This is a genomic window from Ammoniphilus soli (assembly GCF_040813775.1).
The window spans coordinates 530,806-553,063 of record NZ_JBEGDL010000001.1; the positions used below are offsets into that span (position 1 = coordinate 530,806).

The 22,258-nt window shown below is 44.9% G+C and carries 22 protein-coding genes and 2 pseudogenes; 14 read left to right on the forward strand and 10 right to left on the reverse strand.

Annotation, left to right across the window (positions count from 1 at the left end):
- Nucleotides 1–106: 106 nt before the first annotated feature.
- From ABLT31_RS02820 to purF, 6 genes are all read left to right on the forward strand, one after another.
- Nucleotides 107–1,405: an ammonium transporter gene (locus tag ABLT31_RS02820; protein WP_367749344.1), complete on the forward strand. Its 1,299-nt coding sequence runs from the start codon at nt 107–109 to the stop codon at nt 1,403–1,405.
- Between the two features lie 460 nt (nt 1,406–1,865).
- Nucleotides 1,866–3,803 (forward strand): heavy metal translocating P-type ATPase, encoded by a 1,938-nt coding sequence (locus ABLT31_RS02825; protein WP_367748587.1) that lies wholly within the window; start codon nt 1,866–1,868, stop codon nt 3,801–3,803.
- 68 nt (nt 3,804–3,871) lie between these two features.
- The gene (locus tag ABLT31_RS02830) at nt 3,872–4,174 is read left to right on the forward strand and encodes a HesB/IscA family protein (protein ID WP_367748590.1); all 303 of its coding nucleotides are present in this window, start codon (nt 3,872–3,874) and stop codon (nt 4,172–4,174) included.
- 133 nt (nt 4,175–4,307) lie between these two features.
- On the forward strand, nt 4,308–5,045 hold the full coding sequence (locus ABLT31_RS02835; RefSeq protein WP_367748592.1) for an MBL fold metallo-hydrolase: 738 nt from the start codon (nt 4,308–4,310) through the stop codon (nt 5,043–5,045).
- Nucleotides 5,046–5,151: 106 nt separating this feature from the next.
- Nucleotides 5,152–6,009, forward strand: a complete 858-nt coding sequence (locus ABLT31_RS02840; protein ID WP_367748595.1) for an alpha/beta fold hydrolase — start codon at nt 5,152–5,154, stop codon at nt 6,007–6,009.
- A gap of 55 nt (nt 6,010–6,064) precedes the next feature.
- Nucleotides 6,065–7,471 carry an amidophosphoribosyltransferase gene (purF, locus tag ABLT31_RS02845; protein WP_367748598.1) on the forward strand — a complete coding sequence of 469 codons (1,407 nt, stop codon included), beginning with the start codon at nt 6,065–6,067 and terminating at the stop codon, nt 7,469–7,471.
- A gap of 51 nt (nt 7,472–7,522) precedes the next feature.
- On the opposite strand, the gene ABLT31_RS02850 is transcribed toward purF, so the two are convergent.
- The 4 genes from ABLT31_RS02850 to ABLT31_RS02865 form a co-directional block, all read right to left on the reverse strand.
- Nucleotides 7,523–8,308 carry an SDR family NAD(P)-dependent oxidoreductase gene (locus ABLT31_RS02850; RefSeq protein ID WP_367748601.1) on the reverse strand — a complete coding sequence of 262 codons (786 nt, stop codon included), beginning with the start codon at nt 8,306–8,308 and terminating at the stop codon, nt 7,523–7,525.
- An 18-nt stretch (nt 8,309–8,326) separates the two neighbouring features.
- Nucleotides 8,327–10,060: an ABC transporter ATP-binding protein gene (locus ABLT31_RS02855; RefSeq protein ID WP_367748604.1), complete on the reverse strand. Its 1,734-nt coding sequence runs from the start codon at nt 10,058–10,060 to the stop codon at nt 8,327–8,329.
- 210 nt (nt 10,061–10,270) lie between these two features.
- Complete coding sequence (locus ABLT31_RS02860) at nt 10,271–10,816, reverse strand: C40 family peptidase (RefSeq protein ID WP_367748607.1); 546 nt, start codon at nt 10,814–10,816, stop codon at nt 10,271–10,273.
- 281 nt (nt 10,817–11,097) lie between these two features.
- Nucleotides 11,098–12,243, reverse strand: coding sequence for a YheC/YheD family endospore coat-associated protein (locus ABLT31_RS02865; protein ID WP_367748611.1), 1,146 nt, complete (start codon nt 12,241–12,243; stop codon nt 11,098–11,100).
- Nucleotides 12,244–12,412: 169 nt separating this feature from the next.
- Here ABLT31_RS02865 and ABLT31_RS02870 point away from each other — a divergent pair, with 169 nt between their 5' ends.
- From ABLT31_RS02870 to ABLT31_RS02880, 3 genes are read left to right on the forward strand one after another with little or no spacing between them, the layout of a single operon-like run.
- Nucleotides 12,413–13,294 carry an NAD(P)-dependent oxidoreductase gene (locus tag ABLT31_RS02870; protein ID WP_367748614.1) on the forward strand — a complete coding sequence of 294 codons (882 nt, stop codon included), beginning with the start codon at nt 12,413–12,415 and terminating at the stop codon, nt 13,292–13,294.
- A 17-nt stretch (nt 13,295–13,311) separates the two neighbouring features.
- Nucleotides 13,312–14,202, forward strand: coding sequence for a 50S ribosomal protein L11 methyltransferase (locus ABLT31_RS02875; protein ID WP_367748617.1), 891 nt, complete (start codon nt 13,312–13,314; stop codon nt 14,200–14,202).
- Between the two features lie 50 nt (nt 14,203–14,252).
- The gene (locus ABLT31_RS02880; protein WP_367748619.1) at nt 14,253–14,606 is read left to right on the forward strand and encodes a DUF2512 family protein; all 354 of its coding nucleotides are present in this window, start codon (nt 14,253–14,255) and stop codon (nt 14,604–14,606) included.
- A gap of 32 nt (nt 14,607–14,638) precedes the next feature.
- Here ABLT31_RS02880 and ABLT31_RS02885 read toward each other — a convergent pair whose 3' ends face one another.
- From ABLT31_RS02885 to ABLT31_RS02895, 3 genes are all read right to left on the reverse strand, one after another.
- The gene (locus tag ABLT31_RS02885) at nt 14,639–15,376 is read right to left on the reverse strand and encodes a YheC/YheD family protein (protein ID WP_367748621.1); all 738 of its coding nucleotides are present in this window, start codon (nt 15,374–15,376) and stop codon (nt 14,639–14,641) included.
- Complete coding sequence (gene panD / locus ABLT31_RS02890; protein WP_367748624.1) at nt 15,376–15,762, reverse strand: aspartate 1-decarboxylase; 387 nt, start codon at nt 15,760–15,762, stop codon at nt 15,376–15,378. Before panD ends, ABLT31_RS02885 begins: the two co-directional genes overlap by 1 nt.
- 140 nt (nt 15,763–15,902) lie before the next feature.
- Nucleotides 15,903–16,082, reverse strand: a complete 180-nt coding sequence (locus ABLT31_RS02895) for a hypothetical protein (protein WP_367748627.1) — start codon at nt 16,080–16,082, stop codon at nt 15,903–15,905.
- 402 nt (nt 16,083–16,484) lie between these two features.
- Between ABLT31_RS02895 and glmS the strand changes: the two genes are divergently transcribed.
- Complete coding sequence (gene glmS / locus ABLT31_RS02900; protein ID WP_367748630.1) at nt 16,485–18,320, forward strand: glutamine--fructose-6-phosphate transaminase (isomerizing); 1,836 nt, start codon at nt 16,485–16,487, stop codon at nt 18,318–18,320.
- Nucleotides 18,321–18,384: 64 nt separating this feature from the next.
- Here the strand turns inward: glmS and ABLT31_RS02905 are convergent.
- A pseudogene (locus ABLT31_RS02905) lies at nt 18,385–18,534 on the reverse strand (universal stress protein); the annotation flags it as partial.
- 3 nt (nt 18,535–18,537) lie between these two features.
- Here ABLT31_RS02905 and ABLT31_RS02910 point away from each other — a divergent pair.
- Nucleotides 18,538–18,762: pseudogene (locus ABLT31_RS02910) on the forward strand (inorganic phosphate transporter); the annotation flags it as partial.
- A gap of 32 nt (nt 18,763–18,794) precedes the next feature.
- Here the strand turns inward: ABLT31_RS02910 and ABLT31_RS02915 are convergent.
- A complete protein-coding gene (locus ABLT31_RS02915; protein WP_367748633.1) occupies nt 18,795–19,688 on the reverse strand; it encodes a LysR family transcriptional regulator in 894 nt (297 codons plus the stop codon).
- Between the two features lie 155 nt (nt 19,689–19,843).
- Here ABLT31_RS02915 and ABLT31_RS02920 point away from each other — a divergent pair, with 155 nt between their 5' ends.
- The 3 genes from ABLT31_RS02920 to ABLT31_RS02930 all read left to right on the forward strand — a co-directional run bounded on the left by ABLT31_RS02920 (nt 19,844) and on the right by ABLT31_RS02930 (nt 21,700).
- Entirely contained in the window at nt 19,844–20,545 is a 702-nt protein-coding gene (locus ABLT31_RS02920; protein WP_367748635.1) for a CoA transferase subunit A, read from the forward strand.
- A 35-nt stretch (nt 20,546–20,580) separates the two neighbouring features.
- Nucleotides 20,581–21,243, forward strand: a complete 663-nt coding sequence (locus ABLT31_RS02925; protein ID WP_367748637.1) for a 3-oxoacid CoA-transferase subunit B — start codon at nt 20,581–20,583, stop codon at nt 21,241–21,243.
- A gap of 103 nt (nt 21,244–21,346) precedes the next feature.
- Nucleotides 21,347–21,700, forward strand: a complete 354-nt coding sequence (locus ABLT31_RS02930; protein ID WP_367748639.1) for a hypothetical protein — start codon at nt 21,347–21,349, stop codon at nt 21,698–21,700.
- Nucleotides 21,701–21,977: 277 nt separating this feature from the next.
- Here the strand turns inward: ABLT31_RS02930 and ABLT31_RS02935 are convergent, their stop codons facing one another.
- Nucleotides 21,978–22,184, reverse strand: a complete 207-nt coding sequence (locus ABLT31_RS02935; RefSeq protein ID WP_367748642.1) for a heavy-metal-associated domain-containing protein — start codon at nt 22,182–22,184, stop codon at nt 21,978–21,980.
- Nucleotides 22,185–22,258 lie beyond the last annotated feature (74 nt).

Below are 22,258 nucleotides of genomic sequence, written 5' to 3' on the forward strand. Positions count from 1 at the left end.
GTTAAAGATCAGAGATGTTAAGAAAAATAACACAAAGGGGTGTAGTAGTATGAAGGTGAAAGGTTGGACTCCATTTATTTTGGGTCTTCTGCTTCTGTTTCCTCAAATGGCCGGAGCAGCAGGAGAGATTGAACAGGTAGCAATTACAGTAGATTGGCTTTGGGTGATGGTTTCTGCAATTTTAGTTCTCTTTATGCAAGCAGGATTTGTTCTGTTGGAAGCCGGATCTACCCGGATGAAGAATGCGGGACATGTGGCAGGGAAAACGGTTTTTACATTCGGGCTATGTGCGCTGATTTTCTGGGCTTTTGGTTTTGGGATTACATTTGGAGAAGGCAATGCCTTGTTTGGCACAAACGGATTTTTCTTGAACGGCATTGAAGATGTATTTGGAATTCCTACTCCGATATTCTTTATTTTCCAAATGGCTTTTGCTGGAGTATCTCTTGCTATCGCTTTTGGGGGCTTTGCAGAACGCGCTAAATTATCTATTTATCTAATATTCAGCATTTTATTTACAGCACTTATCTATCCTGTAATTGGACACTGGATTTGGGGTGGCGGTTGGTTAGCCGAGCACGGAAAACAGGATTTTGCCGGGTCTACTGTGGTTCACTTGACAGGAGCAGTTGCTGCACTCGTAGCCACCATCCTTCTTAAGCCGAGAATTGGCAAATATAACGCAAATGGAAAGCCTAATTTTCTTCCAGGACATAATCAGGTTTATACGGTACTCGGCGTTCTCATTCTTTTTGTAGGCTGGTTTGGCTTTAATGCAGGAAGCACCCTTGGGGTTTCAAACGGCTTATTTGGCCATGTGGCCATGACGACGCTATTAGCGGCGGCGGCCGGTGCTGTATTCGCCTTACTCGTTTCTTGGATGTACACAGGTAAAGCGGATATTTCCGCCATGCTTAACGGGGTTCTTGCCGCTTTAGTCGCCATCACGGCTTCATGTGCTTTTGTTGAAGCTTGGGCCTCTGTGATCATAGGAGCTTTTGCCGGTGTTCTTTGTTACGGTATGTCCATCTATCTTGATCGGAAAGGTATAGATGACCCGATTTATGCAGCATCCGTTCACGGGATTGCCGGAGTTTGGGGAACGTTGTCTACAGGATTCTTTGCTTCGCCAAGGTTAGTTGAAATTGTTGGGGTAGGGAAAGAAGGATTGTTGTATGGTGGTGGTCTCCACCAGTTGGGCGTTCAGGCGACAGGCGTTCTGGCATGCGGACTTTATGCAGCGGTTGTCACCTATATCATCCTAAAAGTACTTATGGCCGTAATCGGATTGCGTGTGAGCGAAGAAGAAGAGATTATGGGATTGGACATCAGTGAACACGGGGTATACGGTTATCCTGAACATCTTGAAGGAAAGGGAACCCTGCCATTAAAGCAAAGTGTATAGTAAAAAGGACGCGAGCAATGATTCTCGCGTCTTTTTTTATACTGTCATAATTTGATTCCTGGTAAATAAAAAAGCCCATGTTCTATCAGCGATAGAATACCGGCTTTTTTATTTGCTGATTTTGTGAAAGCTGTGCATAAGAAAAGGCAGTGCAACGATAAGGCAGGATAACAATCCTATTTCCAAAAGTTGAATATCCAAAGTGACCACCTCTAGATAATAATAATTATCATTTTTAATTTATTATATCTAGAATTTCGTGGGCTGTCAATTTCCAGTTTACAAAATGCCAATATCTAGCATATAATAATATTAATAAGTTTCCTTTGGGCAAAAATATTAGATATGTACAAAATAATAATAATCATTCTTAACTAGCATGCTGCTGTCAATTTGACAGCAGCATCGGTGCTTTTTAGGGGGTAAAAAAAATGAAATTCATTATCAGGAGGGATCACTCATGAGTGAAATCAAACCGAATGTGTCCTCAGCTTCTGCCGCCTCTGCACGCTCCCTTAAGCTTGGGGAGAGGCTGCAGTTTTTAAGCCAGCACGGTGAGGGATTGGCCGCGTTGCTATGTGGAATATTGACCATGGCGGCCTGGTTGTCAGAGTACCTGGGTATTAGCTTGCCGTCTCCATGGCTATTTGTGCTTGCTTATATCATTGGCGGTTTTGTAAAGGCAAAGGAAGGAATTTATACTTTAGTCGAGGAAAGAGAAATCGATGTGAACCTATTGATGTTAGTTGCTGCTGTGGGTGCAGCAAGCATTGGATACTGGCTGGAAGGGGCCATTCTAATCTTTATTTTCGCTTTAAGCGGAGTGCTGGAAAGTTATACAATGGCTCGGAGCTATCGGGATATTGCATCACTGATGGACCTTAAGCCAGAGACCGCTACATTGCTTAAAGAGGGAAAAGAGACCATTGTACCGATTGATCAGCTTCAGGTCGGCGACCTTACGCTAGTGAAGCCGGGGGAGCGAATTCCATCAGATGGAAGGATAACGGAGGGCCGTTCTTCCGTTAATCAGGCATCGATTACGGGAGAGTCCATTCCAGTGGAAAAAGGGATCGGCGATGATGTCTTTGCCGGAACGCTAAACGAGAATGGAGCCTTGATTGTGGAGGTGACATGCAGCAGCGAATCAACACTTTTTTCAAAAATTATTCAGCTTGTTCAGGAGGCGCAGAGTGAGAAGCCGGTTTCCCAAGCTTTTATGGAGAGGTTTGAACGAATTTATGCAAAAGGGATTATCGGAATCACGCTGCTCCTAATCGTTATCCCTCCCAATCTATTGTCTTGGAGTTGGGAAGATACGCTTTATCGAGCCATGGTTTTCCTTGTTGTCTCATCGCCTTGTGCCTTAGTGGCATCCATCATGCCTGTTGTTTTATCGGCTATTTCCAATGCGGCCCGACATGGGATTCTGTTTAAGGGTGGCGCCCACTTAGAAAATCTATCGGATGTGAAAGTTCTTGCTATAGATAAGACGGGGACGCTGACCTACGGCCGCCCTCAGGTCACAGATGTATTTACATTCCAGCAAATAAGCCATACAGAATTATTCTATTCGATTGGATCTATCGAAAGTTTATCCGAGCATCCTTTAAGTAAAGCGGTTGTGCAAAAAGCGTTAGATCTTCAGCTCTCACTGGATCGACCGAAACAAATTCAGGCTGTACCCGGCTGTGGCATTCAGGCCGAATTCGGCGGGGAGCACTGGAAGATTGGGAAAGGTGAATTCATGGATCCTTCCCAATTGACGGAAGAGGTGAATGATTTAGCGCTCCGTCTTGAACAGGAGGGGAAAACAGTCGTTTTTATTCAGAATAACAATGGATTAGCAGGGATACTGGGAATTCAAGATACCATTCGTCCGGAGGCCAAGTCGGCTATAGCTCAGCTGCAGCAGCAAGGAGTGCAAGTGGTCATGCTGACAGGGGATCGTTCCGCAACGGCTCAGGTCATTGCACAGGAAGCGGGAGTAAATGCTTTTTTTGCAGAATTGTTGCCTGGACAAAAAGTGGAGATGGTCAAAACTCTAAAAGAGAAGTACGGAAAAGTGGCCATGCTTGGAGATGGCGTAAATGATGCTCCGGCCCTGGCGACCGCATCCGTTGGCATTGCGATGGGAACTACGGGCAGTGATGTGGCACTGGATACCGCGGACCTTGTGCTGATGCATGATGACCTGGAAAAAGTGCCTTCCGCCATTCGATTGGGAAAAAGGGCTACGCGTGTCATGAAGCAAAACATGGCATTCTCTTTGATTGTCATTCTACTCTTGATTTTTTCTAATTTCGCTTACGAGCTCGCCTTGCCTCTTGGCGTCATAGGCCACGAAGGGAGCACGATCCTTGTGATTCTCAATGGCTTGCGCCTATTAAAAAGCTAGTGGTTTTAATAAAGTAGTTTTCGTTTATAATGATAGAGAATGTATATTGGAGAAAAGAGGTAATAAAGATGAAATGCAAGATTACCAGAAATGCGGCAAAGAAAATAAAAGAAATCATGGAGAAAGAAGATACGCAGGGCAAATTGTTGCGAGTGGCCATCACTCATTCGCATGGTGACCATGTACATTATGGCTTAGGGATGGATGAACCGGGAGAGAATGACGAGGTGGTAAAGACTGACAAGGACATCGATGTGTTGCTTGATAAGACCCAAGAAATGCTAGATGGTGTCAAAATTGATTACTTGTATTTTCCTCAGGAAAGCTTTGTCATTACCAATCCTAGCAAGGGAAATCACGGAGACCACTAAGGCGAGAGGGTCAACGATAGAGGGGAAGTCCGAGAGGGCTTCCTTTTGTTTGTCTGCAATGATGAATGGATCACGTTCCTTTTTTCCACCATAGAGGTAGGAACATGAAATGGAGAAGGGAGAAAGCAGGATCATGAAATTGACGTGCATAGGAACTTGGGGCGCCTACCCGGAAGCAGGAGAGGCCACCACTTCCTTTTTACTCGAAGAAGGGGATTTTCGGATTTTGGTGGATTGCGGGAGTGGGGTACTTTCTCAACTGCAGCGGGTAATAGCGATTGAGAAGCTGGATGCCGTTGTACTTTCCCATTACCATCATGACCATGTAGCTGATATTGGCTGCCTTCAATTTGCCCTTCTTATTCAAACGATTCTCGGAAAACGATCGCAATCTCTCCCGATCTATGCTCATGCGGAAGGGGATAACTCCCTTTTTTCTACTCTGACCCATAATAATTACACCAAGGGAGTAAGGGTATTTGCTCAACACCCCCTGCCCATCGGTCCTTGGCAGGTTGATTTTTGCCCAACCCTTCATCCCGCGTATTGTTTGGCTATGAAGTTTTCTCACCAGGGTCGCAGTCTTGTATATACCGCAGATACAAGCTGGAGTGATGAATTAGTATCCTTTTCAAAAGGGGCCGAAATCCTAATTTGTGAAGCGAGCCTCTATAATGAGCAAAAAGGAAAAGTAGCCGGCCATATGACGGCGGGTGAAGCGGGTCAGCTGGCGATGCAGGCGGGAGTTAAGCGGCTGATTTTAACTCATCTGCCTCATTATGGGGACCATCCACTCCTTGTACAGGAGGCTCAAGAGGTGTTTTCAGGCCAAGTCCATTTGGCCGCCTTTTTATCCAGCTGGGAATGGTAAGGTAGGTAAATGCATCAATTTTTGGCAGTACATTCGCATAGCGTTGTTCCGGGCATACTTTAGGATAAATAAAATGATGAATCAGCGGATAGTTAGGGTGATGAAGATGATGACAGAAGTAGAACAATCTGTGCCGTCAAAGCTCATCTGGAAAGGAAATTTCATAAAAATCGATGGAGTTCTCATTCATTATGTAGAAAAAGGAGAAGGGCCCCCTCTCCTCCTAGTCCATGGGCTTGGTGCCTATTCCTTTACGTGGAGATACAATATCGACGAACTGTCCAAGCACTTTCGTGTGCTAGCTGTTGATCTGAAGGGCTTTGGCTTTTCTGAGAAGCCTTTGGGACCGGGTTACTCCATCGATCACCATGTAGATACCATGGTCAAGTTTATTTCCCAGATGGGTCTTCCTCCCGTGAACTATGTAGGGAGTTCCATGGGCGGAGAAATTGGATTGCGCTTGAGTTTGATGCGACCCGAACTCATTCGCAGATTAGTCTTGGTGGGAAGCTCCGGTTATCGGGACAAATTGCCCGTTTGGGTCAAACTGCTTGGACATCTTCCTTATCGTTCATTTATTAAGACGTTTATCCAAAGTCGATATTTAAGAGAAGATGTTTTGGCAGAAATGTTTAAGGGGGCATACCATGATCCGAATCTCCTTTCTGATGAGGAGCTCCGCCAATATATAAGCCCGATCTTCACTCCGGGCTTTGAAGAATCTTATATGATGATGCTCCGCGAGTTTGACTTCGGCAAATTCAAAGATCATTATGAGCAGATCAAACACCCCTCGTTAATCTTAGCTGGTGAAAATGACCGAGTCATTCCACTGGAGCATTGTCAGCGTCTCCATCGCGAACTGCAAAACTCCCAGTTCATTGTCCTGTCTGATTGCGGACACTTTCTGCATGAGGAAAAGTGGACTGATGCGAACCGGCACATCCTAAATTTTGTCCAATAAAATTCATAAACCCTAAGTAAATTATGGATACTAGGGTTAGGATAACTGGCAGACTATGGTGGGGAGGATACGAAACGTGGGAAATGAAATGAGGGAAAAATGCGGCGTATTTGGTGTGTTTAATCACCCCCAAGCCGCTGACTTGACTTATTATGGACTTCATGCCTTGCAGCACCGCGGACAGGAGAGCGCAGGAATTGTTGTGAGCAATGGAGAGACTTTTAGTTATCATCGAGGAATGGGGCTGGTCACTAAAGTATTTACGCGGCCCATCCTGGATCAGCTTCATGGCCATGTGGCAATCGGGCATGTTCGCTATTCGACTACAGGGGAAAGTCTCCTCCATAATTCTCAGCCTTTAGTATTCAAGTATCGTGAAGGGGATTTAGCTTTGGCCCATAATGGAAACTTGGTAAATGCTGAGTACGAGCGAGAACTGCTTCAGCAGCAGGGAAGTATTTTTCAAACGAGTACCGATACGGAAGTGATTGCCCATCTCTTAGCCAGATCAGCAAAGAAACGATTTGAGGACGCAGTACCTGATGTATTGAAGCGAATCCATGGTTCATTTGCGCTTTTGATGCTGACGGAGCAGCAAATGCTCATTGCCTTGGATCGGCATGGATTGAGACCGCTCTCTTTAGGCAAGATCGGGGATGCCATTGTTGCTGCTTCGGAAACTTGTGCCTTGAATGCTGTCGGGGCTACCTTCTGGCGGGATGTGGAACCTGGAGAGTGGCTCCTGATCGACCGCGATGGGGTAAGAGGGGGGCGATTCGCCCAAGAAGAAAAAAAGTCTCTTTGTTCGTTTGAATTTATTTATTTTGCTCGGGCAGATAGTGTGATTCAAGGAAAAAGTGTCATGGCGATTCGCAAGGAGCTGGGGAAAATCCTAGCCCTGGAGCATCCAGCCGAAGCGGATGTGGTCGTGGCTGTTCCGGAGTCCAGTATCCCCGCTGCGATCGGTTACGCCCATCAAGCGGGCATACCCTATGAAATCGGGCTAATTAAAAATCCTTATGTGGGAAGATCCTTTATCGAACCTACACAAGAATTGCGTGAGCTTGCGGTGAGATTGAAACTCAGCGCGGTAAGAGAGCTGCTTCAAGATAAGAGGGTTGTGCTCATAGATGATTCCATTGTAAGAGGGACAACCAGTAAGCGGATCGTTCAGCTTCTAAGGGAAGCCGGAGCCAAGGAAGTCCACGTTCGGATCAGTTCACCGAAGGTTGGCAATCCCTGTTATTATGGTATCGATATGCCAACGAAGGAAGAGCTCTTCGCTAATCGTCATGCGGAAGAAAGAGCGATGGGCCAAACCATTGGGGCTGATACGCTGGCTTTCCTAAGCGAAGAGGGTCTTCTCAAGGTATTAGGCTCGGGGATGCCCAATGGACCGGAACATTGCTTGGCTTGCTTTAATGGGGCGTATCCTACGAAGCTATATTTGAAGCAGGAATAATAGGAAGAGCCTTAGAATTGTTTCTAAGGCTCGTTTTTATGTACAGTTTGCTTATTTCCTTGTCTCTTGTAAACGGCGAACGACCTTGGCGACCAATCTGCGGGGCATGACGCGAACAGAGGAGGCAAGTATCTGATTTTTCACCCCAGGAATCACCGTAGTCTTCCCTTGAAGGAGTGCCTCATAGCCAATTTGTGCCACTGTTTTGGCGTCCATGTTCACTCCCTGAAATAACTTAGATTTTTCCAGCTTTGCCCGTTTTTCAAAGCCGGTGTCTGTTGGGCCTGGACAAAGAGCCGTAACGGTAATGCCGAATGGCTGCAATTCATTCGCTAAAGCTTCAGAAAAAGACAAAACATAGGCCTTTGTTGCATAGTACACCGCCATCAGAGGGCCGGGCTGAAAAGCCGCAGTTGAGGCAACGTTTAGGATTTTGCCGGAGCGTTTCTCGATCATGCCCGGAAGCAGTAATTTTGTCAGATGGGTTAAGGATGCAATATTCAATTGGATCATATCCAGAATTTCTTGCGTGTCCATATATGAAAATAAGCCATAAAGTCCAAAGCCAGCATTATTAACGAGGATATCAGGGGCCATCCCTATGTCCTTCAGCTGTTCCATGATCTCTTGGGGAACACTTGGTTTCGATAAATCTGCAACTAGGACAAGAGGTTGGACGTTATAGGCCTTTTCCAGCTCTTTGGCTATGCCAATTAGCTTATCCTCGCTTCTTGCACAGAGGATGATCTTATTCCCATCCTTGGCAAAAAGCTTGGCCAGCTCATACCCAATTCCGCTTGAAGCCCCTGTGACTAATACAATTTTAGGTTCTTTCATCTATGAGAGTGTCCCTTCCTACAATTGATGTTTTGCCAGTTCACGATATACTTCATGATTTTCTAGCAATTGGTGATGTGTTCCTTGACCGGTTACTTTTCCTTTTTCCATCACCACTATTTGATCCGCATCTGCGACGGTGGACAAACGATGGGCAATAACGAGCGTCGTGCGGCCTTTCATTAGGTGCTGCAGGGCTTTTTGTACCCATTGTTCCGAGGCGCTATCGAGATTCGATGTAGCTTCATCCAGCATAAGGATGGAGGGATTGCGAAGGATCGCTCGCGCGATAGCAATTCGCTGACGCTGTCCGCCTGAAAGTCTGATCCCGCGTTCCCCAATCTCTGCGCCGTAACCATTTGGTAATTGTTGAATAAATTCATCAGCATAAGCTTGGGTTGCTGCCTCCTTCATTTCACTGTCGCTCACTTCTCTTTCCACTCCATAACAGATATTTTCCCGTACAGTTCCTGCCATCATGGGACTTTCTTGAGAAACATATCCGAGCTGCTTTCTCCACGAGGCTAGGGAAAATGAAGTAATGGGGTGAGCACCCAAGAAAATTTGCCCCTGCTGAGGAATATAGAATTGTTCAAGCAAGGAGAATAAAGTAGTTTTTCCGGATCCGCTAGGCCCGACAATGGCGGTCACCCGCCCTGGTAAGATGGTTAGGTTTAAACCTTCAATTATGGGACCGCTATCTCTATAAGCGAAATGGACTTGCTTGAAATGAATGCGTTCATGAATGGCTATCACCTGCCGAGTTTCTAAACCCCTTTCTTCTTCGTGGCTTAAAATGGCATTGATTCGTTCAGTAGCCCCCATGGCTTTTTGAATAGACGTATAAAATTGAGCGAGTGAACTAAATGGCATCATAATCTTGAATAAATAAAGCAAAAAGGCAACAAGCTCCCCGGCTGTCAACGCTCCAGAAGAAACGCGCACCCCACCAAATCCAATAATCACGACTAGGATGGCCATCATGAAGATTTGCATCACAGGAGAAAGGATGGCATAGATTTTAGCTTCCTTCAGACTGGAACGAAATAGGTGATCGATTCCGGTTTCTCCATTTTTTTGCTCAATTGGCTCAGCATTGAATGACTTGACCAAACGAATCTCTGAAAGGACACCGGTTAGCACGCCTGATAGCTGTGCTGTCTCATCCTGCAGCCTTTTGGAAATTAAATGGATTTTTCTTCCCATAGGGCGGATGAACAGGACCATAATGGGGACGGCGATCAACAAAACAATGGTCATCTGCCAATCAATATAAGAAAGAATGACCACGGAGCCGATAATCGAGATGAGACTGGAAAAAAAAGAGACCAAATGATTAGAAACTAAATCCTTAATTACTCCCGTATCCCCCGTTACCCGACTGATCGTTTCGCCTGTGCGCTGTTGATCAAAGAAGGAAACAGGAAGCGATAAGATCTTACTCCAAAGCCGCTTTCTCAAACGAGCTACGGTCAGTTGGCCCACATAGGCCAATAAGTAAAGCGACAGCCCAGATGTAACCGCTTGAATGAGAAAGGCGACCCCAAGCAAAACAAAAAGGCCTCGATCATGAGTCTGGGCGGAGATAAGGTCCACTGCATCCTTGGTTAAAAAGGGAACAATGAGCCCGGCTATGGTGGATACGATACTCAGCAAACCCGCAGCGCTAATCGCTGCAAAGGGAGGATTTGCCCACTGAAGCAGATGGAGGAAATCTTTGAATTGGGTTTGTTTTTGGGGGCCTTCGTTCATGTTATGCTCCTCCAACTCCTACTTTTCTCTTCTGCTATTGTATCAAAGATGTTCGGCTTTTTCGAAAGGGGAAAACGTGCGTAACTTACATCTCGATTCTATAACAACAGGAAATTGAACGAGTACATAAAAAGTAGCCATGGCTGAATAGCTATGGCTACTTTTTATGTACTGTCGGAATTATGACTCGTTTGGACAGCACGAATACCTTTACGACTTAACGACTCGAACAGCCCCTACATAGTGCTTATCCCACCAACCGCGGGCCATCGTATTGTATTTGACGCCACCTTTACCGTAGGTATGCAAGACGCGGTTATTTCCTGCATAAATCCCAACATGTCCAATTCTCTTAATGGAATTGCGCGGGTATTTTAGTGTAGCCTTAGTGGAGAAAAACACCAAATCGCCAGGCCTTAGATTTTTCCGCGAAATCTTTATCCCTTTTTTAAACTGATCCCTTGCACCACGCGGAAGGGAAATTCCGTTTTTCTTGTAAACATATTGAGTAAAGGAAGAGCAGTCAAATCGGCGTGAGGTATTATACTCTGCACCAAAACGATAGGGAACGCCTAGGTATCGATTTCCCGTCCGGATAATCTTTGCCCTTTTGCTTACATTTGAAGCGCTTTCTATCTTTGCGATTGCCTTACTAGAAGCAGTGGCTACGGTCTCAGCGGAACTGTTTGTTGTGAATCCAAATATTCCTGTGGCCAACATGAGACCCGTTAGGGTAAGCTTAAACCAATTTTTCATAACACCTTCAATCCTCTCATTGTTTTTTCTAGTTAGTCATCTCTGCCGTCTAGTGGATCGGTATTGAAAGGCATACTTAGATATTAAAGCATATCAACACGCGCTAAAATACCAAATGCTTTCCAATTCCTCCGAGCCCTTGCGCCCCAACGGTCTTCATGCCCTTCTCCAATTTCCTCCAACCCTCTGTTGGGCTGCTAGCATGGCTTGTCCCTCCGATTTCAACTAAGGAAATAAAAATAGAGCCCGTTCCAGAGAGGGACTCTATTTTAAAAATGAACTTATTCTTTTTCTTCTATTTCTTTCATTTGCTCTTGACGGACCAATGTGGCGATCGGTGCTTCAGTTTCTCGCTTGGCTGAGATTAAATGGAGAGCGTATTGGAGCGGACGTTGAACGGATTTGCGGTAAAGCTCGGGTCGACCCAATTCCTTAAAAATATCGCGTCCAGGTTTGGGGTTTACTTCAATGAGCCAGACTCGACCATCTACATCTACCCCTATGTCAAGCCCAAACTCCATCATGCTTCCGAAGTGCTTCTCAATAATATGAACCACGGTCTTAGCTAGGAGGTTGCATTCTTCCTTGATGGTATTCGCTTTTTCTTCTCCAAATCGAGTGGTCATGAATTCGGTGAATTCAAAAGGCTTTCCTCCATTGTGCAAATTGGAGGTTGGGCTGTTTTTGGGACCGACACGTATTCCTGCTCCGGTGATGTTCCATTCGCCCTGCTCGTCTTTTTGGATCAGCAACCTAGTATCGGCCACACGATCAGGGATTAAAGCTAGATCTAACCCTTGCTGAATCATAAAATTTCCATTTCGGATGCTTTCTTTTCTGACCCATCGGTTCACCGCTGCTATAAGGGAGGGGGCGGATGAAAAGAAAGCGGAGCGCGTCACAAGGTTGCGGGCACGACCGAGAAGACGGTATCCGTTTTTATTTTTACTGATCTTGAGAATTCCTCTTCCGCCTGTGCCATTCCCGGGCTTGATATACAATAAAGGATGCTCTTTAAGCATCTTCATTAATTGATTTGGAGAGTACTCAACCGTTTGGGGAACCCAGCGGTTCAATTCTTCCTCACGGGAAAACAATTGAGTGGCATTCCATTTGTTCGTATACGTGCCATTGGCATACATAAACAAGTCTTTTTGCTTCCTCAAGGCGAGGTAACCAGGCTCGCCTTTGCGACAGCGATCGATGACCACATCAGGCCATGGGTAAATGCGGCTCTCCCATCCTCCTTGCGCAGAAGGGGTAAATCCTCGAATCTTTCTTTTATCCAAAAACACATCAGCATGTGAAAACAAAAAGACAGTGGAACCAAGCTTTCTTCCTTCCTGGATTAAGTGGCGCAGATAAGCAGGCTCCTCAAAACGGAGACCCTGTCTCCACGTCAAAATGCCTATAGTGGGTTTGGTCATGTAGAAGACAACTCCTCTAACTTCTCCTTCTATAGTGTATGTCTGCTGGGACCTTGTGTGAATGCAACCGTAAGAGGAGGATCGACCCCGTTCCCAATAGATTGTTTCTTTTATGGATGTTTCTTATAATGGGATTGTCAAATCTTTGCAGGAAAAGGGAGAGGGTAGAATGACAGTTTCCACAGATCATGTGGTAGGGTTTATCGGAATCGGAGTAATGGGGAAAAGCATGGCCGAGCATCTTCTCCGTGCCGGGTATCAGGTGCTGATTTACACGCGTACGAAAACGAAAGCGGAAGAATTGATTCAACAAGGAGCTGTTTGGAAGGAAACAGTAGCGGAACTGGCAGCGGACTGCGATGTGATCATCACAATGGTCGGTTACCCGAAAGACGTGGAGGAAACCTATTTAGGGGAAAGGGGAATCCTTCATCACGCCCGACCTGGGACGTATGTATTGGACATGACTACGTCGAGGCCCACTCTCGCCAAAAAAATCTACGAAGCAGCGAAGGAGAAGGGAATCTACTCGCTAGATGCGCCTGTATCGGGAGGCGATATTGGGGCAAAGGAGGCTCGCTTAACCATCATGGTGGGAGGGGATCGCGATGTCTTTGAAGCTATGCTGCCGATCCTGCAAAAAATGGGGAAAAATATTGTATTGCAGGGTCAAGCAGGGGCTGGCCAACATACCAAGATGTGCAATCAAATTGCCATTGCGTCCAATATGATGGGAGTATGCGAAGCAATGGCCTATGCGAGCAAAGCGGGGCTGGATCCATCTACAGTATTGCAAAGTATCGAAGCAGGGGCAGCGGGAAGCTGGTCACTCAGCAATTTGGCCCCGCGGATGATCGCAGGGAACTTCGAGCCGGGGTTTTATATTAAGCATTTTATTAAAGATATGAATATCGCCTTAGAAGCCGCTGAAGAAATGAAGCTATTGACGCCGGGGTTAAAGCTTGCTAAGTCGCTTTATGAGGAGTTAGCGGCGAAAGGGGAAGCAGAAAGCGGTACACAAGCGTTATTTAAGCTTTATACCGAATCCTAGCGAAAGGAAAGAGACGCATGTTGCATGAATTTACCATACAAGTCCCGTACGCAGACGCGGAGGAAGCGGTAGATAAACTAAACGAAGCAGGCATCTATTATGTTTCCTATGACACGCCGATTGAACTGTTAACCACAGAGAATGGCTATGCCTATCAGGAGAGGCTGGAAGCCACCATCGATCTTAAGGTATATGCGGAGGATGATGGAACCGGTTCTCAGCCAAGCGCCTATAAAGACATCTTGGCAAATGCGCTTGGAGTTGCAGAAGAAGAGATTAGCTATCAATTCATTCTTACCGACTCCTGGCAGCAGCCCTTTGAAGACATCGACCTAGACAATGGGTGGATCATTTGTTCTCCGGATACGCCGCCTGATCAATATCCCCATCTGCAATACCTGTGGTTTGATCCCCAGGGGGCATTCGGAACGGGACTTCATGGGACGACTCAAGATTGTTTAAGAATGATATTAAAGCAGGATTTCACTGGTCAATCGGTTGCTGATCTTGGTACAGGGTCAGGCATTTTAAGCCTAGCAGCAGCCTTGAAGGGGGCAAGCCATGTGGATGCGATAGATATAGAGCCCGTAGAAAGGGAGATTCAATATAATGCGTCGCTAAATGGGGTTTCTTCAATATCCGTGAAGCAAGCTGATTTATTAGAGGGGGATTTTGAAATCGATCTCTCCTATGATTGGATCTTTATCAATATTGGTGGGGACGAGACCCGTCTGATTATTGAAAGGTACGACATGCTGCAGCGGTTTCGGGGCAATCTACTTCTCTCAGGACTTGTGGAGTGGAGTGCCCCTAAGATAATGCAATTGCTAGAGCAGAATGGGTTCCAATTGGCGGAGAGATCCCAAACCGATGAATGGGTGACATTGCGCTATGCTCCTCATATTTAATTCATAGGCTGGAAATAATACCTATAAACAACAATATGGGGAGGGTCTATATGAGTGGTCTTTTGATGAAGATCATCGTTTGTCCCGCAGTCGTTCTCATGGTGAATTGGATGACAGATGAAGTATATTACCCTACATGGCTACAAGCTGTAGTGGTAGGTCTGGTTCTTGCTGCCGCAGGACATCTGATGGAAGTGATATGGTTAAAGCCGGGACGCCTTTGGGTGATGACGATCCTTGATTTCTTCGCAAGTGCTGCCATCGTCTTTATGAGCCAATTTTTCATCGCAGGCGCTTACGTATCCATGGTTGGTGCATTATTGACGGCATCGTTTTTAGCCATAACTGAGTATTTCCTGCATCGATGGATTATTCGGGAAGAGATGGCAGAAAAAGCAGCATAAAAAGCCGGAAGCCCAAATATTGGGCTTCCGGCTTATTTCTTTTCCCATTTTTTGATCCTTAGAAACATTTTCCGATTTTTCAGCTTAAGGAAAAGAGAAACATCAGGGAAAAAATTAGCTTCAATTACCCAGACCTTTCCTTTTTGGTCGATTCCCAGATCCATTCCTACCGTTTTTAGCCCGGGGAATGATTTTCCTAAGCATTGTGCTGAAGATACAGAGATATCATCCACTTTCGAAAGAAGCTTAGTCCTCGGGAACCTTTTTGCGGATGATTGCTGAAGTGCATGTTCAAGCGAAAGAACTTTTCCTTTGCTCCGTTTAATGTTGGTTACAAGATATCCTTTCCCTGCTAATTTAGCGAGCTTCCCCGTCACTGTCCATGGGGATGTTTTGCCCCGCTGGACCATCACCCGCAGATCAAACGGGCGTTTTCGAATCGTTGCAAGGTCAATTCTTCGCTGAATGATGTATTGGTCCTTTTTAAGTCCTTTGTGAACCTCCGTAAAAGCCGGTCTTTTTCCAATGATGACTTTTTTCTTGTTCTCAGCATGAATTTCATACTTTCCATGGCCTAAAGAGGTGAGCTGGAGGATCGCTTCTCCTCCCTTGCTTCCGACGGGTTTTAAGATGACTTCCTTGTATTTTTCGACCATCTTCCACAGGTTTTGCTTAGAAAATTTTTGGGTCTCTGGAAGTGCAGAGGATAATTTCTTGCTTTCCTTCAAAATCTTGAATTTACTCCATTTGTTTTTGTATGCTTTGCCCATTACGGTATCTCCTGGTTGGGGAGGGGATGCTCGATTACATTTACGATTTGATTTTTTTCATTAACAAAAACAACTTTGGGTGTTAACTCTTTAATTTCTTGTTCAGAGAATAGGCCCATGCTAAGTATAATCACGAGATCCCCAGGTTGGAACAGATGGGCTGGGGGGCCATTCAAACAAATCTTGCCGGAGCCCTCAGGGGCTGGAAGAGCATATGTCTTCCAACGCGTAGCATTCCTCAAGCTAGTAACCTGGACCATCTCATAAGGATGGATATCTGCCGACTGCATTAATGAGGCGTCAATGGTGATGCTTCCTACATAGTTTAAATCCGCCTCCGTCACGGTGGCTCGATGGATCTTGCCTTTGCACATCATGCGCTGCATTGAAATTTATGGCTCCTTCCCGCTCTAAATTTCTATACAAACACAATGTATGTAAGTGACGGTTGGATTGCTCATAGATAAGGTGGGGGTTCAAAGAAAGAATCTCTTGTTCCGCCACCTCATTATGGTACTGGATCATTTCATGGCTTCAGGGTAACCAAGGCATGGGGTCTTGATTCCTCGACAGGAGCGGGCAGTTCTTTCTGCCATTTTAACAGTTGAGCTATGGCAATTTTTCTTCTCCTGATTCCACGGAAATTTTCAATAGGGGCGTTATCCTTACAAATATCCATGATATCTGACCAATTAGCAAGGCTCATTTTGATATTCCTCCTTCATTGCGGTATCAAACCATTAATTTAACGCAGAACAATAATTAAGTTCGAATTACTAAAAATATATTATCCTACAAGTTTCATGTTGCCTAATTCACAAAAATATTTTTTGATGGAGTTCCCTACCGACAAATTACATATAGATGAACTGCTAAAGATAGACGTGATTTAACACATTGATGACGGTAACTGCCTATAGACGAATTCGGTTCAAGGAATAGGCTGTATCTCTTTTAAAAAAGTGATGTGTTGTAGATAAAACATTTCTTCAAAAAAGCTGCAACGAACTTAATAAGAAATCGGTTTGTTAAGAAATGTGCCTTTTCGTTCGCACAAGGCAAATCAATTCGATATAATAGAGAGGCATGAGTTGAACGAGGTGAAAAAATGAGCGGAATTGTAGGATATATAGGAAAACGGAATGCACAGCCGATCCTCTTAGACTGTTTAGATCAGTTGGACTATCGAGGGTATGATTCCGCTGGCATCGCTATTTCTAACGGGATAACCATTGAAAAAAGAAAGGCCGTAGGCCGGGTAAAGGATCTGCGAAACCATATTTTAAGGGAGCCCATCCCGCAGGGAACCATTGGGATCGGGCACACGCGCTGGGCAACCCATGGGACTCCTTCTGTGCAAAACTCCCATCCTCTCACAGGATGTGATGATCGCTTTATGGTGGTCCATAATGGAATTATTGAAAATTACACGTCTTTAAAAAAGAGCTTAAAGAAACAAGGCCATCAATTCACGACAGACACGGATACGGAAGTGATCCCTCATTTGCTGGAAGAGTACGATACAGGGGATTTTGAAACAACTGTCCAAGCGATCCTGCCTTTGTTGAAAGGTTCATTTGCTTTGGCGATGATGTCTCGGGAACATCCGGATATGATCGTTGCCCTTTCTCACGATAATCCATTGGTTATAGGATATGGAAAAGGAGAGGCATACCTGGCTTCAGATATTCCGGCTCTTCTCCCCTATACGCGAGAAATTTACCCCATTAAAAACGGGGAAATTGCCATTTTGACTCCTGGCAAAGTACAGGTGAAGTCGCTGGATGGGGAAATGATCGAACCGAAACGGATGTTTGCGGAATGGAATGTGCAAGATGTTCTGTTCCAAGATCATGAGCATTATATGTTAAAGGAAATCCTAGAGCAAACCAAAGCTGTAGAAGAGACGTTAGCGGGCCGGCTGACACCAGACGGCATTCAATTACCTGAGCTGGAAGCTGTATGGACTAAGGAACGAGTGCAAAGGATTCGAAAGATAGATATTGTAGCCAGCGGGACCTCTTACCATGCCGGGATCATTGGAAAAAAAGTATTGGAGCAGTTGCTGAAGGTGCCTGTTCAAGCATCGTATTCCTCTGAATTTAGAGATGATCCCCCTCCTCTTGACGAGAATGATTTAATAATCGTAATCAGTCAATCAGGAGAAACCGCTGATACTTTATCGGCTCTTCGCGAAGGAAAACGCTCAGGCTGCCCCATTATTGCCATTACAAACACGGTAGGGAGCACGATTTCCAGGAAAGCGGACAATACGATCTACACGAAGGCTGGTCCGGAATTAGCGGTTGCCTCGACCAAGGCTTATACGTCCCAGCTCACCGCCATGATGCTCTTGGCGTTATGGCTCGAGCAAAGAATGGGTCAAACGGCTGAGGTTCATTCCATGTCATTACTGGAATCTTTAACTCGCTTGCCAATGGACCTAGACTCCACTCTGATCATGACTAAGGATGCGATCGACCAGTTTGCGCAAGTGACCTTCGACCAAGAGCATCTTTTCCTTATTGGGCGTGGTCTGGATTATGTCCTGGCGCTGGAAGGGGCGCTTAAGCTCCAAGAAGTGGCCTATATCCATGCCGATGCTTACGCGGCGGGGGAAATGAAACACGGAACCATGGCCCTCATTACGCCAGGAGTACCCGTCATTGCCCTGGCTACACAAAGACAGCTCATGGATAAAGTCATTAGTAACATTAAAGAGGTAAAAGCCAGGGATGCTTTTGTCATCGGAGTGACAACCATTGGAGAGGACTCGCTTACCGAAGAGGTGGATCAGGTATTATACATCCCTGAGACTCATCCTTTCCTGATGCCGATTCTTGCTGCCATCCCTCTTCAGTTGCTGGCCTATTATTCTGGCATCGTTCGGGGACATGATGTTGACAGACCAAGGAACTTAGCCAAGTCGCTTACGGTGGAGTAGCTGGAGAATTAAGGAGGGTTTCCCGAGTGCCGGGCACTTTGTTTGGGAAACCCTCTTTTCAGTGTCATTTAACAATCATAACAGGGCAGTTTGCCCTCTTAGAAACCTTATGACTTACACTCCCGATAACAAATTCTTGCAGGGCGTTTAACCCGCGGCTGCCTATGACGACAATGTCAAATTGATTTTCATTAGCATATGTAACGATAGTAGGCCTGCCGATTTATCCTCGGCTCTGATTATCATAGTATTTACAAAATTCGGCTTGCCTGTGAGTACCACGCATGTTATATCCTCAGCCATTATGGGGGTAGGCGCAGCCAAAAGGGTAAAGGGAGTAAAGTGGGGAGTTGCTCGTAAAATCGTGTTAACTTGGGTAATTACCCTGCCTATTTCGGCCTTGCTCGCTTCAATTGCTTATCTGGTTTTAAATCTTTTTTAAGTTAGCTGTTAAAGGTCCCGTGATGAATTTAATCACGGGACTTTTTGTTGATTTCCTACTGAAAGCAGCTTTAACAATTCCCTCAAAGCGAACGAATGGTAAGCATCTTTTTTTGTTATTATCCCTAGCTCCCATACCAGTGTGGAGTTATTCAATGGGATAATTTTGATTTGAGGGTTGTTTTGTTTGGAATAAATGGCTTTTGGAAGAATTGTAATCCCAAGCTGGGAAGACACAAGTTCGATAATCAGATCCCATTGGGAGCTTTGGTAAGAGACGGTCGGAGTAAAGCCAGCTGCTATACATGCTTGCTTGATATAGTCATGTAATGTGAATTCATGTGAAAATAGAATAAACCTTTCATCCTTAAGCTGGTGAAGAGATACGTCCTTTAGTCCGGCTAAATAGTGATCTTTATGAACATATAATACAAATTCGTCACTAATGAAAGGATAGATATTGAATTTGCTTGGATCGCTCGGAAGTACGATAATCCCTAGATCAATTTGCCCCGCTTCAACTAATTTACCTATGCGCTTTGCCCCTAGCTCTACTAATTCCAAGGTCACCTTCGGATATTTTTCATTGAAAACTCTAGCGATGGAAGGGAAAAATAAAGTCCCAATTAAGGGAGGAATCCCCATTTTCAACTCTCCTGCCTCCATATTTATCAACTCATCCAAAAGCGCAGTTAGCTCGTCTATGGCGGTCAGTACTTTAACGCCTTGCCGGAAAACGATTTGACCAGCGTCCGTTAGCTTTAATTCACGACGTGACCTGTCAAATAATTGGACATGAAGTTCCTCTTCTAATTTTTTAACGGCTTTACTCAAAGCTGGCTGGGATAAGTAGGATTGGGAAGTGGCTTTCGTAAAGCTTTTATGGTTTGCTACCTCCATAAAGGATTTTATATCTCTAAGCTCCATAGTGATCCCCTAACTATTCTATTTTGTTATAGAATGAATTATTTATATTCATTTTACTTATATGACAGCTTGGTGTAAACTCTTACATATAGATATAATTTCTAATTTTTGGACAATTGATGAAGTACGGAATTAGCATGGAAGGAGAGAGGTTGATGAAAAAAGGAAAAGTAATGAATTCGTTTGCAGAAGCCCTTGCAGATATTCAAGATGGAGCCACTTTAATTGTTGGAGGGTTTGGGCTTTGCGGAATTCCGGAAAAAGCGATCCAGACGCTGAAGGAACAGGGAACAAAAGAATTAACCGTGGTAAGCAATAATTGTGGAGTAGATGATTGGGGGCTTGGCCTTCTGCTAGCAAACAAGCAAATCAAGAAAATGGTTTCATCTTATGTAGGTGAAAATAAAATTTTTGAACGGCAATTCTTAAGCGGAGAGCTTGAAGTTGAATTAGTCCCCCAAGGCACCTTGGCAGAGCGAATCCGTGCAGGAGGGGCAGGCATACCTGGTTTCTATACAGCGACTGGAGTAGGGACTCCAATAGCTGAAGGGAAGGAACACAAAGAGTTTAATGGAAGAACGTATATTTTGGAAGAAGGAATTGTAGGAGATTTTGCTTTGGTGAAAGCTTGGAAAGCGGACCCGCTCGGAAATCTCGTTTTCAGAAAGACCGCACGCAATTTTAACCCATTAGCAGCCATGGCGGGGAAAATCACGATTGCGGAAGTGGAAGAAATCGTAGAAGTGGGAGAGTTAGACCCAGATGAAATCCACACCCCAGGAGTTTATGTCCAGCGTGTCCTCTTAGGCACGGACTATGAGAAACGAATCGAAAGAAGAACGGTTATGCAAGCTTAAGTGGCTTGAAAAATATCCGAAGGAGAAGTGAAATCATGAAAGATGTTCGATCAATTATCGTTAAACGTGCAGTACAAGAAATTCAAGACGGTATGAACGTCAACCTTGGCATCGGTATGCCTACGCTTGTGGCCAATGAGATCCCGCGGGATTACAACGTACTGCTTCAGTCCGAAAATGGACTGCTGGGCATCGGTCCATATCCTTTAGCGGGAGAAGAAGACCCGGACCTTATTAATGCAGGTAAAGAAACCGTGACGACTGTTCCTGGTGCCTCTTATTTTGATAGCGCGGAATCCTTTGCCATGATCCGTGGCGGCCATATCGATCTGGCGATACTTGGCGGAATGGAAGTTTCCGAACGAGGAGATTTGGCCAATTGGATGATACCCGGGAAGATGGTGAAAGGAATGGGGGGGGCCATGGACCTTGTCCATGGAGCAAAGCGTGTGATCGTAATTATGGAACATGTGAATAAGCATGGGGAATCTAAAATTAAGAAGGAATGTACACTGCCGTTAACAGGTCAGGGAGTAGTACACCGGCTGATTACAGAAATAGCGGTTTTTGATTTTACAGCTGAAGGCATGGTGTTGATGGAAACCCAGGAAGGGGTTTCTGTCTCGGAAGTCATCGAAAAAACAGAAGCTTCTTTTACTGTTAGCCCAGAATTGAAGACTATTTCTGCTCTAAAATAACTGAACCATATAGATTTTCCATTGATAAAGGAAAGGGATTTGTTCTCTTTCCTTTTCTTTTTGTGTATAATAAGAACAAATGTTCCTATTGAGGTGAATAGCCTTGCAGCACCCTAGCGAAACTGAAGAAACGCTTGTTAGAAATTATGTTCTTTTTCCTTTGGTTCTGACGGTCTTAGTGCGGGATAAAAAAGTGCTTGGTGAGTCATCATTGAAAACCAAAGAACCATATCTTACGCTGCTTGAAGAAGCAATCAAAAAAGTAGATCTGGATATAGTCCATAATAAAAAATCATTGAGGATACATGGGGTTAAAGTATTTGAACAGAAAAGAACGGATTTGGGCATAAGCATTAAGTTTCTGTATAAGGGTTATCATCACGTTTTCAACCCTAGTTGGGATGTTTTGCGGACCGAGGTCAAAAAGACGATGTTGTATTATCTTAGAAAAAGCTAAAAAGCCCTAGGCCTATGCCCATTTTACTTCCTGCTTGGGCCTATGCCTATTCCGTATAGGCGATGGCCTCATAGACTGAAGTGTAGGCGGGAAAGGAGTACTGTGTATGGGTGATCATTCTGGCGGAATTTTTCAGGACGACGAATTTATTATCATCCTTGTGCTGTTTATACTTTTAGTCATTCTTTTATTGAGAAGAAATTAGCCTTCTGGAATGGAAGGCTTTTTTTGTATAATTTATTACTCGTAGACCGTTTGGATTTGGAGCTGAAGGCACCTAATCGGCTTCATACCCTGCCTCCGTGATGGCTTCTTTCATCCGATTCGGATCCACTATGTCCGAATCGTATTGAATATGAACTTCTTCTTTTTCTAAATCAACCAAGGCTCTTTCAATTCCAGGCAACGAGCCTAAAGCTTCTTCAATTGCTTTTACACAATGGTCGCAGGACATTCCGCGAACGTGCAGGGTAATCTCAACCATAATTAGCTTGCCTCCATTTAGACATGGGATGAAATCAGTGTATGATTTCCTATAGTTTTTGCAAAGACTGATCA